Raw genomic sequence first — 17820 nt, 5'->3', positions numbered from 1 at the left:
ACAATACCAGCGCACCGCCCACAGGATCACATCACCCTGGAAATGGCGCCACTTGAAATCCGTCATCGTTCCGTCCGTCCAATCTCCGCCAAGCATGCTCAAGCTTCACGATTTTTGCAACAGAGCCGTCCCGCGCGACCGCCAGTCCAGCTTCGACCCGCAGCTGATAGCCAAGTATCAGCGCCGCTTTCCGGGCTTCGATGAGAAGATTGTGTCGATGTATGCGCGGGGCATGAGCACCCGGGAGATTACCGGGCATCTGCAGGATCTGTACGGCATCGATGTGTCGCCCGATCTCATCAGCACGGTGACGGACGCGGTGCTCGATGAAGTCGCCGTCTGGCAGCAACGCCCGCTCGATGCGATCTATCCGCTAGTCTTTTTCGATGCGATCCGGATAAAAATCCGAGACGAAGGCATGGTCCGCAATAAAGCGATCCATATCGCCCTTGGCGTCCGCGCCGATGGTGCCAAGGAAGTGCTCGGGCTGTGGCTTGAGCAAAACGAGGGTGCCAAGTTCTGGCTGCGGGTCATGAACGAGCTGCGCAACCGTGGCACAGAGGATATCCTGCTCGCTGTCGTCGATGGCCTCAAAGGCTTTCCAGATGCGATCACAGCCGTGTTTCCCGAGGCCGTCGTTCAAACATGCATCGTCCATTTACTCCGCAATTCCATGGACTTCGTATCTCGGAAAGACCGCAAAGGCCTGGCAACGGCGCTCAAGGAGATTTACCGCGCGCCCAGCGCTGATGCTGCACAGGTGGCACTCACCGAATTCGAGGCCGGTCCCTGGGGCCAGCGTTACCCGGCTATCGGCCAGAGCTGGCGTCGCGCCTGGGCTGAGGTCATTCCGTTCTTCGCGTTTCCTGACGACGTCCGCAGGATCATATATACGACAAACGCCATCGAGGCTTTGAACTCAAAGCTGCGCAGAGCTGTCAGAGCAAGGGGGCATTTCCCCAGTGACGATGCCGCAACCAAGCTGCTCTATCTGATCTTGAACAGGTCGGAGAAAGAGTGGAAGATGCCGCCTCGTGAATGGACGATGGCAAAGGCACAATTCGCCGTCATCTTCGGCGAACGTTTCATCAAGGCCATGGCGGCCTGATGATCAACCGCCCGGTCACACACGGAAATCCTGACAGTCCCTGCCTAAGGCGATTTCTGACCGGTCCATCATTGACAATACAATCATTATCCAATCTTCGCCATCAACCGTCCTGCCGCCCCGTGCTCAGCCGATAGGTTCCGATTATAGGCGAGCGGCATACGCGGCGACTTCCACCTTAGCGCATCCATGGTTCCAGCCAAGTCCTCGCCGCTCGCGAACAGGTCCTGATTGAGCCCGATCCGCGTCGAGTGCGCGCTGATCCCCTTGAGCAGCCGCACCAGATCCTCGGCCGTGAGATCGGGTAGTGCGCCGAAATCGAACGCCCGCTGGATGATCGATCGAAAGATCGGCCCGATCGATCCCGGATGCAGCGCCACGTTGCCGATGTCGTATTCAATCCGCGCCTTCACGGCGGGCTTGGAGAGTGTCTTGCGCAAGTCCCAGGTCTCGCGCCCTGAGATGCTGTCGATCGGCCTGCCCCGCACCGCCGCCCGTGCCTTGTACCGCCGCACCTGCACCCGCCTGAACAGCGGCCCAGTCTTGATCCCGGCCGCCTCGGTCCACGCTGCGATCGCCGCGACGGTGCGCGGGCTGAGATATGCGGTCGCCCCCTCCCCGTCCTGATCTCCCTTGCTCCGCAGGATCTGGAGCAGCCGCGCTTCGGGATCAATCGCCTCCTCGATATGCTCGACCGCGACCGCCACCAGCTCGGAGGCGCGCAGGCCAGTGTCATAGGCGGCCGAGAGCAGCGCCCGATCGCGCAGTCCCGGCAGATCTTTCCCGCAACTTTCGAGCAGCGCGCGGATATTGAGCCCGCGCGCCTTGTCGCGCTCGACGTCGCGCACCGGCCCTTTGAACCGCAATGGCCGCGCCTGCTTCTGCGCCGCCCCCTTCTCGCGGCGTACCGCCTGTAGCCGCAGCTTGACCAAAAGATCCGACGTCGGATCCTTCAGATTAAGCAGCAGGTGGATTTTGGCGATCGACGCCCTGTAGCGGGATAGCGAGGCCGGCCGGCTCCGCTTCTCCGCGCGCGCGTCAAGATAATCCGCCACGGTTTCCGGGGACGCGGGCAGCGATATGCGGTTGTGGCGCCGGCACCATAGGTCGAATGCCTCGAGATCGGACTTGAGCGCACGAATGCTGTGGGGCGACGAGGCGGCCTGATAGGCAGCGACCAGCGCCTCGTTGACGGTAATGCGCTCGCCGGCGCGCATCTGCACGATCGTCCACGCAAGGTCGGCCGGCGCCGTCTTTACTGGCGCCGTTTCCCCGGCAATCAGGGCGGTGTCGTCGAGGTTCGCGGGGTGACCCATCGGCGCGATGTATACCCCACCTTATATTGAGACGTCAAATATGGACCTGTGATAAGTGCAATTATCGCATGTTCATGTCTCGACCGTGTTTGAGGGGGAAACTAACTACTGACTTTGGTTTCCATTCATGACAGGCTACGCCATGGATACCGCACAGATATGGGCCGAGCGCCGTGCCGAAACGATGCTGCAGCTCGGGCGCCTCGACGGCCGGCTGCGCGGCAGCCCCTGCACCGACATCTTCCTCGCAAAAGCCCGGCTTCACGGGGCTGTAGCACTAGCGGGCCTCGCCGGCGTGCCGATCGATTTGAGCGATCTCCAGGACTGGATCACCGGGCGAACATCCCCTCCCCGCGCCTCAGAAGGCCTCAACGATCCGATCTCGGTGGCGGCGGTATTCCACCTCGCGATCAGCCGCGACGAAGATAGTCGCGACCCGATCCTGCGGGCCACGCTCAACGCGCTCCGAACCGTGCTGGATGATCGGTCGGCGGCCGCCTTGTGGGGGGGAGAAGATATCGCCCACTTTGGGCCGCTGTGGCGAACCGTCCGACAACAGGCCGCCCTGCCCTTCCCCAAAGGCGGCCTGCGGGCGATCGCCGATCGCGTCTTCGCCATCGCCGACCTCACCCGCGCGAGCAGCGCTGACGCGGCCGAAGTCGTGACGGTCGATGGCCGCGCGCTATCGCTGCCGTCACGCGCGCCCGACCGCAACTGGCTGATCGCGGTCGCCGTGCCGACGATGCTGTTCCACGCGCGCGTCACCACCCGTGTCATCCCGTCCTTCGTGCTGCTGCCCAAATTCCTGCCGCCGACACCGGCGAAGTTGGCCGACATGATGGCGGATGAGCTCGCGAAAGCCGTTCGTGCCGGGTTGCAGGAACTCGATGCCATCGAGGCAGCGTCGGCCGACGCGATCGACGCCCTGTCGGTGACCAAGCGCAGTCGGGCGCCGCTGCTCGCGCGCCTGCAGCTCGCCTATCCGGGTCTGCAAGCCAAGGCCGTCGCCCAATTACTCGAGATATCGCCCCAGGGCGCGAGGAAGCTGCTGGCCAGCCTCAGTCCACCGGCATCATCCACGGCATGAATGAATCAAACAGCTGCAGCGTAAACGCGGGTCGCCGTGCGCGGGGCTGTGGAGCATGCCCTTCGCAATCAGGCTGTTGCGCGTCGGTGCCAATGACGACGGCTTGCGGCCGAAATGATCGGCACTAGCGATCGAGGGACAAGGCCCCTGCCCTGCGCGGCCGACCCCGCAAGGCGTTCGATACATTAGCTCCGCCGAAAGACATCGACGATATCGGCTCCGCCTTCGATCGGGAAACGGCCGAATTCGACGCTCGCTTCGGATCGTTGGCCAACAGCGCCAGACGCCGCCGCGGGAAGTTCGCATCAAGCATGATCGCGCGCCCCCGGTCCACCGCCGGTTGCCAACCAGTCGCGCCAATTGGTCGGTTTCCTTCGGTACGAAACCGCGCCAATTTACGTCTCGAAAACAGAGTGTTAGCTCGATTTTCGCGCATATTGCCCGGCGCTACGGCGCCCCTCGTTCGTTCGGTTGGACTATGCCCCTGCTCCGCGCCACCAAACCGGCCCACAAACTGAACGGAAGATCCAAAGCATGCGGTTCGCCTGATCTCTTTTGCACACAACATTGACGATTGAATGGAAACCGGCTTATGTAACCATAAATTGGTTCAGGATGGAAGACAATGGCCGAATTGACTTCAGATGCGTCGCGAATAGCAGAATTGGCGGATGCGGGCGTCCGCATGATTGAGCGGCTTCGCCGCAAGGCCTTCCTTCCCGATACCCGCAAAGGTCTCGATGTGCGTTATGGAATCGCCGAAGCCGCCACGCTCCTCGGCTGTTCGACCAACCGCATCCGCATGGCCGAGGAGGACGGTCGCCTCCCCCAGCCGCCCGCTACCGATTCGGGACGCCGGGCGGGCTACACGATCGAAGAGCTCCTTCATATGCGCGATGTCCTTGGCGCGTCGCCTGCCCGCGCGCCCCTCGATCAGCCGCCCATCATCGCTGTCCAGAATTTCAAAGGCGGCGTCGGCAAATCGACCGTTACCACCCACCTTGCACATTATTTGGCGGTGCAGGGTTATCGGGTCCTGGTCGTCGATTGCGACAGCCAGGCTACGACCACGACGTTGTTCGGACTCAATCCGCATTTCAATGTGACGCGCGAGGAGACGCTTTATCCCTACCTCTCGATCGACCCGACCCAGGCCGACCTACTCTACGCCGTAAAGAAGACGCCCTGGCCCAATGTCGATCTCATTCCCTCCAACCTCGAACTATTCGACGTCGAGTATGAGATGGCGGCTGCCGGCGCTGACGGTGGAAGCATTCTCGCAACGCGTTTTCGCAAACTCAAAGCGGGCCTGATGGACCTGGCGCGCTCTTACGACGTGGTCCTTCTCGATCCGCCTCCGGCACTCGGAACGATCAGCCTCGCGGTGATGCAGGCCGCCAATGCGCTCATCGTCCCCCTCGCAGCAACAACCCCCGATTTCTGCTCCACGGTCCAATTCCTATCCATGATGGAGCAGGTCATCGGACAGCTCGGCCAAGCCGGCATCGACGTAGATTATTCGTTCGTCCGGCTGATCTGCTCGAAGTTCAACGGCAATGATCCGGCTCACGCCATGGTCCAGCAAATCATGGAGCAGACGTTCGGGCCTGCCCTACTCCCGGTACCCATCCTCGAGTCCGCAGAGATTAGCCACGCCGCGATGCGAATGATGACCGTCTATGAACTCGACAAACCCATCGGAACCGCCCGCACGCATAAGCGGTGCCGGTCCAACCTTGATGAAGCACTCGGACAGGTCGAGCAACTCGTTCGCAGAGGCTGGGGACGTGTTTCGCCGGTAAGCGAGGAAGCCCTTGTCAATGAAGCGGCCTGATCTTCATCACTTCGTCGCGGGTCGCATATCCGCCATTTCACTATCCTTAGGGGGCGGGCACAATGGCGCGTAATCAGAAGGACTATCTGGCCGACCTCCTCGCCGACGACGAGGCACCAGTGCCCGCGCCCGCCGCTGATGAAGCCAGCGGCCCGATCGCGCCACCAGCACGCCCCGACCGCATGCGCGGGACCACGCTGCTCAGCCGGGAGTCTGCGCTTGCGCGCGTCGCAACCGGCGAAGTCCGGCAGGTCACTCAGATGCTTCTCGATCCTGCACGTGTTCGTGTCTGGACCGGCAACGCTCGTCACTACAACCATCTGACTGAGGAGAATTGCCGGGAACTGATCGACTCGATCCTCGCAGAAGGTGGACAGAAGGTGCCCGCCGTCGTGCGGCGCATCGACAATGACCCAGATCACGACTTCGAAGTTATTGCTGGGACCCGCCGCCACTGGTCGATTTCCTGGCTGCGCCGAAACTCCTATCCGGAGATGCAGTTCGTCGCCCAGGTCGTGGCGCTCGACGACGAGGCCGCCTTCCGACTTGCAGACCTTGAGAATCGAGCCCGAAAAGACGTCTCCGACCTGGAGCGCGCCCGGAACTACGCCGCCGCTCTTCGCCAGCACTACGGCAACCATATGACCCGGATGGCAGATCGGCTCAAGGTATCGAAGGGTTGGCTCTCCAAGATGTTGAAAGTCGCTGCACTGCCCGACGTGGTGGTTTCGGCTTTCGCCTCCCCCGACGATATTCAGTTGAAACCGGCCTATGTCCTCGCGCAGCTATTCGACGACAAGGCGAGAGCGGCGACAATCACTAGCGCCGCAAAGCAGATCGCGAAGCTGCAAGCGGAACGCCGAATGAGCGGCGACCTTCCCTTTCCCGCAGCGGAGGTGCTTCGTCGCCTTCATCTGGCGACCGAGAGCAAGGCCGACGTCGCCGAGCCCTTCACATACAAGAGCAAGATTGGGCGCGACGCGCTCAGCCTCGTCTCGTCCAATCGGCAAGGGGCGACAATCCGACTCCATGCCGGCTCCGGCGCAACCGAGGACGAACTCCTTCGCGGGCTCCGCGAAGCCCTCGCCCATCTCGATGCCTCGGGCCGTGGCTTGCTGCGCTGACCAGGTGTTTCCCCGGGGAAACACCTGCGAAACGGCCTATCCCGTCCGCGTCACGAGTCATTCGGGTCGAAGTTTCCCCGGGGAAACATCCCATGAGTCATACGCTGCCAGCCCCGACGACCGCGCAAAGGGAGCGAATGCGTCGAACGCGCCAAGCTGGAACTCACTTGGCAACGGCCCTCCCCACCATAACGACCACCCGCGCCCTGCCCTTCCATCGAGAAAGTTTCCCCGGGGAAACAAAGTGAGGCTGAGGCGAGCCACCACATCGAAATCCGAACGACCGCATCCCCACTTTCAGCGTTCGGCCAACTCCTCTACCTTGTCGCTACTATTAAAATCCGCGCTCGCACGCGCTCAATCCCGTACCGCCAGGCACACCCCGTGACAAAAGCAAGACAAGCTCACATCAGCGAGCAATTCGACCTCTTCCTGCCCTATATCTCTGACCTCCCCTTGCGCGATCAGCGTGAGATGATGGAGCGTCCCTTCTTCAGTCTCGCGAAGTCCAAGCGGGTCAAGCCGATCGACTATAACTCTCCCGACGGGAAACTCTGGGTCCACGTCTCCGCCAACCCGGACTATGGGATGGCTACCATCTGGGACGCCGACATCCTGATCTACTGCGCCTCAACACTCGCTGACATGGCACGGCGCGGCGTCAACGACGTCCCGCGCAAACTCCATCTTATGCCTTATGATCTGCTCCGTGCGATCGGCCGTCCAACCACAGGACGCGCCTACGAATTGTTGGCTCAGTCGCTCGACCGCCTTGTCTCGACCACGGTCAAGACTAACATCCGAGCCGAGAACCGACGCGAAGCTACCTTCAGCTGGCTGGATGGCTGGACCCAACTGGTCGACGAGAAGACCGAGCGATCGCGCGGAATGACCCTAGAGCTCAGCAACTGGTTCCACGAGGGTGTTCTCATGCAGGGCGGCATCCTCTCCATCGACCGAGCCTATTTCGATATAAGCGGCGGCCGCGAGCGCTGGCTCTACAAGGTTGCCCGCAAGCACGCCGGGGGGGCCGGCGAGGCCGGGTTTGCCATCTCCCTGCCGACCCTCTTCGAGAAATCTGGCGCCGAAGGCCAGTATCGCCGCTTCAAGTTCGAGATTGCAAAAATCGCCGAGCGCAACGAGCTGCCGGGCTATTCGATCGCGATCGAGCAGGCACCCGGGAAGCGGGAACCCAGCCTGCGTATGCGGCGCAGATCCGAGGCTGACACCGAACAAACATCTCGACCCAAGAAGGGGGGGGCGCAACGTCGATCGGAGCCCAAGGGCGCGGCCAAGGCCCTGAACGCAAATCCAACGACGGCGGCCCCGTCTCCACAGGACGGAGCGCCGGATCTCCTTGATGTTCGCAGTATGGTTCGAAGGACCGTGACGACGCTTTCGTCGAAAGCCACCGAGGGGTTCATCACCGACGCCACGCTTCAAACCCTTCGCGGCGAATGCCCTGGTTGGGACTACCAGAACCTCCACTTGTTGTTTCGGGAGTGGATCGACGGTGATCCCTCGCGCACACCCGTCAACTACCAGAACGCCTTCATCGGCTTCGTTCGGCGATACGACAAAGAAAACCGACACACGCTGAGGAATTGAGGGATGCGCCGCAGCGGAGCCCACACACACCCAGCCGATAGGGATCGCACTCGCCGCCCGCCATGCAATGCCTCGCAGCGAGGGCCGATTCCCGCGGAGATCCCGACCGAAGCGTTCCCGAAGTGTCGGGCCTGGCCGACCGGATGCGCCGGGATCGCGCGTCAGGCGTCATGTCGCCGGCACTATCGATGCCTCTTGAACGTCATTCTCGACATGCGGCGCCAAAATGATTCAAATCGCGCCGCACTTTCCACCCCTTTTTCGATCCTTCGACACATCAGGAACGAATCACGGTCCTCCGGGAACCGATGGTCGACACTTCGGGAACACAACGCCCGACACTTCGGGAACGCATCATCGACACATCAGGAACAGGCGAATGATCGCGACTCGCACGATTCCAAGGCTTTCACCGCAGGAATCAGAAGGCTAACTATCTAACACCTATAGAAACCAATCTAACAGCTTAGATTCTTCTTTTCCTTCAATAGGATAAGGGAAGAGGACCGTTGGCCCAATCTGCGCCCGATCGTAAAATGATCATGCCCATCCGCGTGAAGGGAGAGGAGAGGGGCTTGGCGAAGGGACGCAGGAGATACGATCATGCCCCTCACCGCCGAGAAGCCCTCACAAGAACTGGTCGATATCGTTGGAGCCTTGGGAGGCACGTGGCACGGCTATGTCGCAATGTGCTCCTGCCCCGCGCATAACGATAGCGAGCCGAGCCTGTCGCTCCGTCAGGGCAACAGCGACATTCTCGTCAACTGTTTCGCGGGTTGTGATCGGCAGGACATACTTCGCGAACTCAGGCGCATCCGTGTCACTCGCCATTACGCACGACCTGCCCCCTCACATCCTGCTTCCGCCGGGAACGCTCAACGCATCTGGGACCAGGCGCACGAAATCCACGGCACGCTAGCGGAGCGCTATCTTGCCACACGGCACCTGCTGCCAGCCCCTGCGGACGCGCGCTTCCACCCACGCTGCCCGTACCTTCCCAAACCCCGAACGCAGTTTCTTCCCTCGTTGCTGGTCGCGGTGCGCGCGAGCCACAAACTGGTCGCAATCCAACGCATCTTTCTCGATCCCGAAACGGCCTACTACACACGCAAGTTGATGCTCGGTCGGCCCATGAACGGTGCTTGGCGGGGCGGGGAGGGCGGCACTTCCCTCGCGATCGCAGAAGGCTTCGAAGACGCCCACGCGTTCTCGCTTCTCCATAACATGCCGTGTTGGGCAAGTTTGGGCGCCGGCCGTCTCAGTCATCTCATCATACCCGATGCGATCACGCGGCTCGTCATCGCCGAGGACAATGACGTCGAGGGGCGCGCAGCCGCCGCCGATGCCGAGGCACATTACGCACGGCCAGGCCTGACGATCGAGCGAGCACCTCCGCCACGACCCTTCAAGGATTGGGCTAAGGTTCTCTACGCGCGCGCCAACCAGATTTCGGGCATCGCTGCCACGGGCTGAAGGAGGAGAGGGGGATCGAGAGTGTGATGCTGCCGAGGGTGCAGCCGCACAGGAGATCCCCGATGACCGACCTTTTCGAAGCGGCCGAGCACGCCGATCGCGCAGCCGCGACCCGTCTAATTGCCCATCTTCACACGGGCGACCGGATCACCCGGCGCCACCTGAACGAGGCTATGATCGCCGCCTTTGGTGGCACGGATGCCGACGGTCGCTGGACGCAGCGCGACAGCTTCGAAATCCTCGAACACGCCATCGCGCTTCATCTACGCACCAACCCCTACTGTTTGGCCACTCTCACCGACGTCGCGGCCGCGAGCGAGCTCCTCGGTCGACTCCCCACGCAAACCGTCCGCAGTGAGGAGCAGATCGAGTGGCAGCAATTCTCGACACCCGTCGACATAGCCGCGGTCGCGGTTTTGCTGGCAAACGTACAGCCCGATGACGTCATCCTCGAACCGAGCGCCGGCAATGGACTTCTCGTGGCGCAATGTGGGGCTCACCAGGCTTTGCACCTGAACGAATTGGATCCTACGCGGCGCGGACGTCTCTCGGCAGTGTTCCCACGCGCGACCATCACCGGTCATGACGGCGCCACAATCGGTTCCACCCTCTCCAGCGCCGAACGGCCAACCCTCATCCTCATGAATCCGCCATTCTCGCGGTCCCTCGGACGCGGGGCCGACGACTATGCAGCCGTGCGCCACCTGCAGGCAGCGCTCCGGCGCCTTCGCCCTGGCGGACGCCTCGTCGCGATCATGCCGGACTGGTTCGGCCCGAGCGCCAGGATGCGAGACCAATATGAGACGGTCCTGCGCGAGACGACCGTGCGAACCTCGATCCGCCTCGAGAAATGCTACCTCAAACACGGCACGTCGATCGCGGTCCGGCTCTTCGTCATCGACAAGATTCCAGGCAAGAGTCCGCCGGCCATCATCCAACGCTCCTCGATCGCCGAGCTGCTCGACGCGATCTCGATCAGCGACCGCGCGCCTCTGCGCAGCGATTTGCCGTCAGCAACACCCAAACGCAGCACCGGAATCTCGATGTTCCGGGCCGTCAAAAGCAGCCGCTCCGACCCGCGTCCCTTTCATGCTCCTGTCCGCAACGATGTGCTTCCGGTCGAGTATTCATCTCTGGAGACGCCGGCCCCGCTGCTCGACCAGACCGGCGTCTATCTGCCTTATCGCCCGAGCCGCATAGTCTTTGCCACGGCCGGCGAGCATCCCACCGCTCTCGTCGAATCGGTCGCCATGGGCTCAATCCCAGCACCAATCCCGACGCATATGCCGCGTCTTCCCGAACGCACGGTGGCCGAGCGCCTCCTGTCCGCTTCGCAGCTCGAAACCGTCGTCTATGCGGGCCATGCCTGGTCTCAGTCTCTCCCGGGCCGCTTCAAGCCCGACAAGGAAGGCGTCGGTCTGACGATCGCAGAAGACGGCGCCGCTTACCGCAAAGGCTTCTTCCTGGGCGATGGAACCGGCGCCGGCAAAGGCCGCCAGATTGCGGCCTGTATCCTCGACAATTGGCTGCAAGGCCGTCGCCGGAACATCTGGGTGACGAAGAACGAGCCGCTCCTCGAGGATGCCCGTCGAGACTGGACTGCGCTAGGTGGCTTGACCGGAGACATCCAGCCTTTGGGCAACTGGAAGATCGACGAACCGATCAAGTTGGATCAGGGCGTCCTCTTCGTAACTTACCCGACGCTTCGATCGATGCGCGGCGACCACACCCGCCTGAAGCAGATCATCGATTGGGTCGGCGAAGACTTCGAAGGCGTCATCGCTTTCGACGAGGCGCACGAGATGGGCGGCGTCGCGGGCGGGGAGGGGGCTCTCGGCGCGAAGAAGGGGTCTCAACAGGGCATTTGCGGTGTTCTGCTACAAAACCACCTGCCAGGCGCCCGCGTCCTTTACGCCTCCGCTACGGGCGCGTCGGACGTGAACAACCTCGCCTATGCCGTGCGTCTCGGTCTCTGGGGCCCGGAGACGGCCTTCGCCGATCGCGAACAATTCATCAGCGGCATCCGCAAGGGAGGCATCGCCGCGATGGAGCTGGTGGCGCGCGACCTCAAGGCGACCGGACTCTACATGGCGCGCGCATTGAGCTTCGCCGGTGTCGAGTACGACATATTGAGGCACGAGCTGACGCCCGCCCAGATCGAGATCTACGACACCTATGCCGACGCCTGGGCCATTATCCACCAGAATATGGAGAGGGCCCTCGAACTCACCGGCATCGTCGATGCCCTCGAAGACGCTACGCTCAACAGCGGCGCCAAGGCATCTGCACGGTCTCGCTTCGAGTCTACCAAGCAGCGGTTCTTCGGGCAGGTCCTGCTTTCGATGAAACTGCCGACCGTCATCGCCGCGGTCGAACACCACCTTCGAGCGGGCCAGTCGGTCGTCATGCAGCTCGTAACAACCGCCGAATCCATTCTTGATCGACGCCTGGGCTCACTCGGACCTGATGAGCGCGCTGCGCTGGAAATTGACCTGTCTCCGAAGGAATATGTCGTGGATTACCTCGAGCGGGCATTCCCGACCCGCCAGATGCGCGTCTTCACCGACGACACCGGCACGGCACGTTCGGTGCCGATGGAGGACGAACATGGAAATCCCGTTTATAACCCGGAAGCGGAAGCTGCCCGCGGCGCGCTCATCGAACATCTCTGCGCGATGCCGCCGATCATGGCGGCGCTGGACGGACTGCTCGAGCATTTCGGGCATGATCGCGTCGCCGAAATCACGGGTCGCACGAAGCGATTGGTCTCGACGGGCGAAGGCCACCAGAAGCTCGAAACGCGCTCCGCGCGCACCAGCCAGGCCGAGGCGGCGGCCTTCATGCAAGGCCGCAAGCGCATCCTCATCTTCTCGGATGCCGGCGGCACGGGACGTTCCTACCATGCCTCTTTCGACGTCCCCAATCAGGAGCAGCGCGTCCATCTGCTGCTGGAACCAGGTTGGCGCGCCGATCGCGCGATCCAGGGCCTTGGCCGCACGCACCGCACCCACCAAGCCTGCACCCCGCTGTTCCGCCCGGTTACGACCGACTGCAAGGGGGAACTGCGCTTCACCAGCACCATCGCGCGACGCCTCGACAGCCTTGGTGCGTTGACCAGAGGCCAGCGACAGACGGGCGGGCAAAATCTCTTCGACCCGGCCGACAATCTGGAAAGCGAATATGCCTGTGCCGCGCTGATCAGCTGGTTTCACCTCCTCGTTGGCGGCAAGTTGACCAGCATCTCGCACGCCGAGTTCGAGCGCCGCACCGGCCTCGAGCTTTGCGACAAGGATGGCGTGATGAAGGACGAGCTGCCGCCGATCCAGCGCTGGCTCAACCGCATTCTCGCGCTACCCATCGGCCTGCAGAACAAGATCTTCGAGGAGTTCCTTTCCCTTGTCGAGACCCGCGTCTCGGCGGCGCGAGAAGCGGGCAGGCTGGACGTCGGGGTCGAGACGATCCTCGTCGACAGCGCCACCCTCGTCGATGACACGGTGCTGCGAACCGATCCGGTCAGCGGCGCGACGTCGCACCTCCTGACGATCGAGATCACGCGCCGGCGAACACCGGTCTCATTGGAGCGCATCCTGCGTATCGCAGACAGCGACCCAACTGCCGTGTTCATGGTCAATTCCAAGTCCGGGATGGTCGCCCTGCAAACCCGCGCTCGGGCCCTCATGGAGGAGAAAGAGGGCACGCCCATTCCACGCATCGAGCTCATGCGGCCAACCCGGCACGAATATATGCGCGAACACGATCTCTACGAGACGGCCTGGACGACCATCGACCGCGACGCCTTCGCGGCGACATGGGCCAAAGAGGTTTTGGACGCCACCCAGAAGGTCGATAGCGAAACAATCCGGCTCGCCACGGGCCTGCTCCTGCCGATCTGGTCCGCGCTGCCCAGCGATCACCTCGTTGTAAACCGGATTGCCGACGGTAACGGCCAATCCTGGCTTGGCCGCCTCGTCTTCGACGACCATGTGCCGCAGCTCTTCACGAAACTTGGCATCGACCGGGCCGATAACCTTCCGCCGCAGGATATCGCCAAGTCGGCGCTTGCGGGTCGCAGTGTCGATCTGACCCGCCCATTCCCCATGACGATCAAGCGCGCGATCGTGAACGGATCGGCCCGCATCGAACTGGTCGGATGCCCGTCTCAGCAGCTGGCATGGCTCAAATCCATCGGCTGTTTCACCGAAGTCATCCAGTACCGCACCCGCGCCTTCCTGCCGGTGCCGACGGCCGAGGCAATCCTCGCCGAGCTGCTCAAGGCGACCTGAGCGAAAGGGAAGGGGGAGCGGGGATGGTGTCCGGGATGATCCGGATGCCAGAAGGAGTTACCCCTGTGATCCAGACCGTCAAGCTCAGCAAGCTCCGCCTCTCGGAGTTCAACGTCCGCACGTCGGATGACCTCAATATCGATCAGCTCGCGGCCGATATCGGTGCCCGCGGGATCCTGCAAAACCTCCTCGTTACGCCCGTGACAAAGCCACGCGGCTCTTTCGCCGTCTTCGACGGTGGTCGCCGGCTACGCGCTCTCAACCTTCGTGCCGACCGCGGCGAGATCAACCCCGACGATTTCGACGTGCCGGTCATGGTGCTGAAGGGCGACGACGCGACGCTGTCCGAAACTTCACTCGCCGCCAACTTCCACCAGTTGAAGATGACGCCGGCGGAGGAATGCCGGGCCTTCCAGCACTTTCTCGGCACCTCCGGCGATATCGATGCGGTCGCCAAGCGCTTCGGGCTCACTCGCCGGTTCGTCGAAGGCCGCCTCCGCCTCGCGTCGCTCGCCACCCCGATCTTCGAGGCGCTGAGCGCCAATGAAATCACCCTCGACGTGGCGAAGGCCTATGCCTCGACCGAAAATCAGGAGAAGCAGCTCCTGATCTGGAACGCATACAGCAGCTACTCCAACGCCGACACGATCCGCCGCGCCATCGCGAACGAATCCATGAAGGCGAACGACGCGGTTGCCTTGCTTGTCGGCGAGGATCGCTACGTCGAGGCTGGCGGCAAGGTCGATCGTGACCTCTTCAGCGACGGTGGCGATCGGTGGGTGAACCCCGAAATCGCGCAGCGGCTCGCGGCCGACATCATGGAGGACGAGGCCAAGCGCATCGGTGAGGAATCCGGCCTCGCCTGGATCCGTCCCATCGCGAGCAGCTACACCCACAACGCTGCCGCCGGGCTCTATCGCGCTTTGCTGCCGCAGCCCGATCTCACCGAGGAGCAGTCGGCCCGACTTGCCGAGATCGAAGACCGTCACGCCGTCATCCAGTCCGAAATGGAGGACGACGAGCTCGGCGACGATGCCTACCAGCTGCTCGATCAGGAATATGACCGTCTCGCCGAGGAGGCGCAGGCGATCCATCAGCGGGTCCCGTTCCTTCCGGACGAGATCAAGCCGCTTGTCGGCCTGTTCCTGACCCTCACGCCCAAGGGCGAAATGCTGCTCGACACGCAATATTACAGCGAGCAGCCCATTCGACGCGAAGCGCCGGCGGGCGAAGACGGCGCCGTGGACGGTGAAGAGCAGGGCAATCGCTTCTCGGGTGCTATCCGGGTTGGGGGCGATCACGCCCCTGCCGCGCCGCGCCCCGAAACGGTCGCGCCGGGTGGGAAGCCCCTCAGCGCCAGGCTCTACGACGAACTGGCGATGCAGCGCCGCGACATCCTCGCTGCCTGTATGCTGGCGCATCCCGCGCTTGCCCTCGACTATGCGCTGTTCACGATGATCGACGACCGCAATCATCATTCGGTGCATTACGGAACCACGATCCGGGCACGCGCGCCGCAGGATCCGATGATCGGCGACATGCCGACGACCCGCGCACGCGACTATCTGGCGGAGGCCCATGACGGGCTCGATGCCTCATGGACCGAGCATAAGTCCGAAGTCGACCGCTTCGAGGCGTTCCGCGCTCTCGATGACGACAGCAAGGCTGCCTGGCTCGCCTACATCGTTGCGATGTCGCTCGAGGCGAAGGCGGGGTACAGCAACGAGCAGATTCCCCTTCAGAACCGGATCGCATCGATCCTCGAGATCGACACCGCAGCCTGGTGGCGGCCCACGTCGGAGAATTTCTTCGACCGGGTCAGCAAGGGATCGATCCTCGCGCTGCTCAACGACGTCGGGGGCGCCGCGCTGACGGCGCGTCACGCCACGCTCAAGAAGACCGACATCTCGGTGTCCTGCCACAAGCTGTTCGCCGGCGAGTCCATCGTCGAACCGGAGGTCAAGGAAGCAGCGCTTGCATGGGTGCCCGACGCGATGCGTTTCCTCGACCGCCAGTCGGAAGCGGATCCCGAATTCGCGCCGAATGCAGACGATGTGGACGATGACACAGCGACCGTCGGCGACGAGGCCGAAGATGCCGACGCGACAACGGATGCCGATTTGGATCCCGCTGCCACCGACGATGTGACGACGCAGGACGACCACGAGGCCGTGGACGCCTGATCTTCCTGACACCCTCCTGGGCGACTGACCGCCGGCGCACCCGCGTCGGCGGTCTTTTGCTGCCCGCCTTCTGGAGAACGCAATCATGCCCGCGCCGAAAAGGACGGGCCGCGATGTCGCGGCCGAGATCACCGACCTCATCATCCGCAAACTGGAAGAGGGCGTGCCGCCTTGGACGCGGCCATGGCGCGCCAGCGGAGGTGGCCGCCCGCTGCGCCACTGCGGCACCCCCTACACCGGCATCAACAATCTCTACCTCTGGGCGATCAGCGATCTTCGCGGCTATCGCTCCCGGTTCTGGATGACCTATCGTCAGGCCGAAGCGCTTGGCGGCCACGTCCGCAAGGGCGAGAGCGGCTCAGTCTCGGTCTATTATTCGTCCTTCACCAAGGTCGAGTCCAACCCCAACACGGGCGCCGAAACCGAGCGCAGCATTCGCTTTCTGCGGCACTACATCGTGTTCAACGCCGATCAGATCGACGGCTTGCCAGCCTATTTCTACCCGCCCGATGAAGTCCCGGCGCCCGTCGATCCGTCGGAGCACCAGGCCGTGATCGATCGGTTCTTCGACGCGATACCGGCCGACGTGCGGCACGGAGGCAATCGCGCCTATTTCAACCCGACGTTTGACTACATCCAACTACCCCATAAGCGTTCGTTCAAGTCGATGGAATATTACGCAAGTATCAGGGCGCACGAATCTGTTCATTGGAGTGGTCATGCGAACCGGCTTGCTCGAAAGTTCGGCAAGCGCTTCGGCGACATGGCATATAGTTTCGAAGAACTCGTCGCTGAGATCGGAAGTGGGCTCGTCTGTTCCGAACTCGGTCTCCCCAATGAGCTTCACGACAGCCACGCCAGCTATGTTGGTCACTGGCTAGGAGTCCTTCGGGGCGAGAAGACCGCCATCATCCACGCGGCGTCCAAGGCCGAACAGGCGTTCAGCTATCTCCGCTCGTTCAGCGAAGATGCGTCAACTTCCGCCACTCCGCATGACGACGAAGCTGCAGAGCCCGGGCCCGAACGCCTTGCGGCTGCCGCATAAGCAGGGAGATTGACCATGCCTCTGGAGATCAAGCAGCTTGCCTGCCTCTCGACCGCCCATATTAGCCAGGACATCGCCGCAGAGCTCGACCTTCTGATCGCATCGCCACCGCCATTGGTAGCGCGATTAAATCCGGACATCTGGCAGGGGCAGATCGTCGCCGAGCGCTGGCTTGAATATGGCTGGTTCATCTGGGTGAAGTCGCCCGGTCGCGCCGCCATGCCAGAAGCGCTGCGTGCTTGCCTGGACCTCGCCGAGGCCGCGGGCGCCGACTGGCTGCAATTCGACCGCGACTGCGCGCCGGTCGCCGAGCTGCCCAGCTACGACTGGTAGCGGCCACCATCCCCACATCCCGAACAGGAGACCCCGCCATGGGTTGGCTTTACATGCCCCGCACTTCGCTCGGGGCTCACACCTCCGCGAAATCCTATCTCGACGCGCAGTTCACCTACGAGCGTCAGCTCGAGGGCGGCAGCAGCAAAGGACTGCAGGTGCTGGCCTCGGCGTGTCCGCAGAATCGCGTCTATTATGCCGCGGCCCAGGTCATCACCGACGGCGTCGCCGGCGAGGTATTTGCCATCGTCTGCCTGGTCCGCTGGAACCCCAACGACAAGGAGGGGATGATTTTCGGCTACAAGGACAGTGCGCCGTTGTGGCGCTGAAAGGAGTATCAGTAATGATGAGGTAAGTTGAGGAAACCTCTGCCCGCCAAGCTAACCTCGGGTCCGAAAGACCTGAAATCCGGAAACGGACGGGGGA

General features: G+C 62.6%; 11 protein-coding genes and 1 pseudogene. 11 read left to right on the top strand and 1 reads right to left on the bottom strand.

All coding sequences use genetic code 11. The features are described from left to right. On the top strand, nucleotides 1–1108 hold a 1108-nt coding region (locus LQ220_RS23940), incomplete at its 5' end, for an IS256 family transposase (protein WP_230190515.1). A gap of 86 nt (nucleotides 1109–1194) precedes the next feature. Here LQ220_RS23940 and LQ220_RS23935 read toward each other — a convergent pair. Beyond that, nucleotides 1195–2424 carry a site-specific integrase gene (locus LQ220_RS23935; protein ID WP_354958589.1) on the bottom strand — a complete coding sequence of 410 codons (1230 nt, stop codon included), beginning with the start codon at nucleotides 2422–2424 and terminating at the stop codon, nucleotides 1195–1197. Between the two features lie 142 nt (nucleotides 2425–2566). On the opposite strand from LQ220_RS23935, the gene LQ220_RS23930 reads away from it, so the two are divergent. The 10 genes and pseudogenes from LQ220_RS23930 to LQ220_RS23885 form a co-directional block, all read left to right on the top strand. After that, nucleotides 2567–3511, top strand: coding sequence for a hypothetical protein (locus LQ220_RS23930; RefSeq protein WP_230190514.1), 945 nt, complete (start codon nucleotides 2567–2569; stop codon nucleotides 3509–3511). A 634-nt stretch (nucleotides 3512–4145) separates the two neighbouring features. Then, complete coding sequence (locus tag LQ220_RS23925; RefSeq protein ID WP_069067215.1) at nucleotides 4146–5345, top strand: AAA family ATPase; 1200 nt, start codon at nucleotides 4146–4148, stop codon at nucleotides 5343–5345. 62 nt (nucleotides 5346–5407) lie between these two features. Then, entirely contained in the window at nucleotides 5408–6469 is a 1062-nt protein-coding gene (locus tag LQ220_RS23920; protein ID WP_230190513.1) for a ParB/RepB/Spo0J family partition protein, read from the top strand. A gap of 384 nt (nucleotides 6470–6853) precedes the next feature. After that, complete coding sequence (locus tag LQ220_RS23915; RefSeq protein WP_046195689.1) at nucleotides 6854–8077, top strand: replication initiator protein A; 1224 nt, start codon at nucleotides 6854–6856, stop codon at nucleotides 8075–8077. A gap of 603 nt (nucleotides 8078–8680) precedes the next feature. After that, nucleotides 8681–9550 (top strand): toprim domain-containing protein, encoded by an 870-nt coding sequence (locus LQ220_RS23910; protein WP_230190512.1) that lies wholly within the window; start codon nucleotides 8681–8683, stop codon nucleotides 9548–9550. A gap of 62 nt (nucleotides 9551–9612) precedes the next feature. After that, nucleotides 9613–13833, top strand: a complete 4221-nt coding sequence (locus tag LQ220_RS23905; RefSeq protein WP_230190511.1) for a strawberry notch family protein — start codon at nucleotides 9613–9615, stop codon at nucleotides 13831–13833. A gap of 65 nt (nucleotides 13834–13898) precedes the next feature. Then, nucleotides 13899–16016 carry a ParB/RepB/Spo0J family partition protein gene (locus LQ220_RS23900; protein ID WP_230190510.1) on the top strand — a complete coding sequence of 706 codons (2118 nt, stop codon included), beginning with the start codon at nucleotides 13899–13901 and terminating at the stop codon, nucleotides 16014–16016. Between the two features lie 85 nt (nucleotides 16017–16101). Continuing rightward, nucleotides 16102–17061, top strand: coding sequence for a zincin-like metallopeptidase domain-containing protein (locus LQ220_RS23895; protein WP_230190509.1), 960 nt, complete (start codon nucleotides 16102–16104; stop codon nucleotides 17059–17061). 15 nt (nucleotides 17062–17076) lie between these two features. After that, nucleotides 17077–17394 (top strand): hypothetical protein, encoded by a 318-nt coding sequence (locus LQ220_RS23890; protein WP_046195692.1) that lies wholly within the window; start codon nucleotides 17077–17079, stop codon nucleotides 17392–17394. Nucleotides 17395–17432: 38 nt separating this feature from the next. Next, nucleotides 17433–17702, top strand: a pseudogene (locus tag LQ220_RS23885) (hypothetical protein); the annotation flags it as partial. Nucleotides 17703–17820: the final 118 nt, after the last annotated feature.

The sequence above is a fragment of the Sphingobium sp. CECT 9361 genome (assembly GCF_918741285.1).
Taxonomy (GTDB): Bacteria; Pseudomonadota; Alphaproteobacteria; order Sphingomonadales; family Sphingomonadaceae; genus Sphingobium.
The sequence above is the reverse complement of the archived record's forward strand: the minus strand, read 5'-3'. Positions and strand labels throughout refer to the sequence as shown.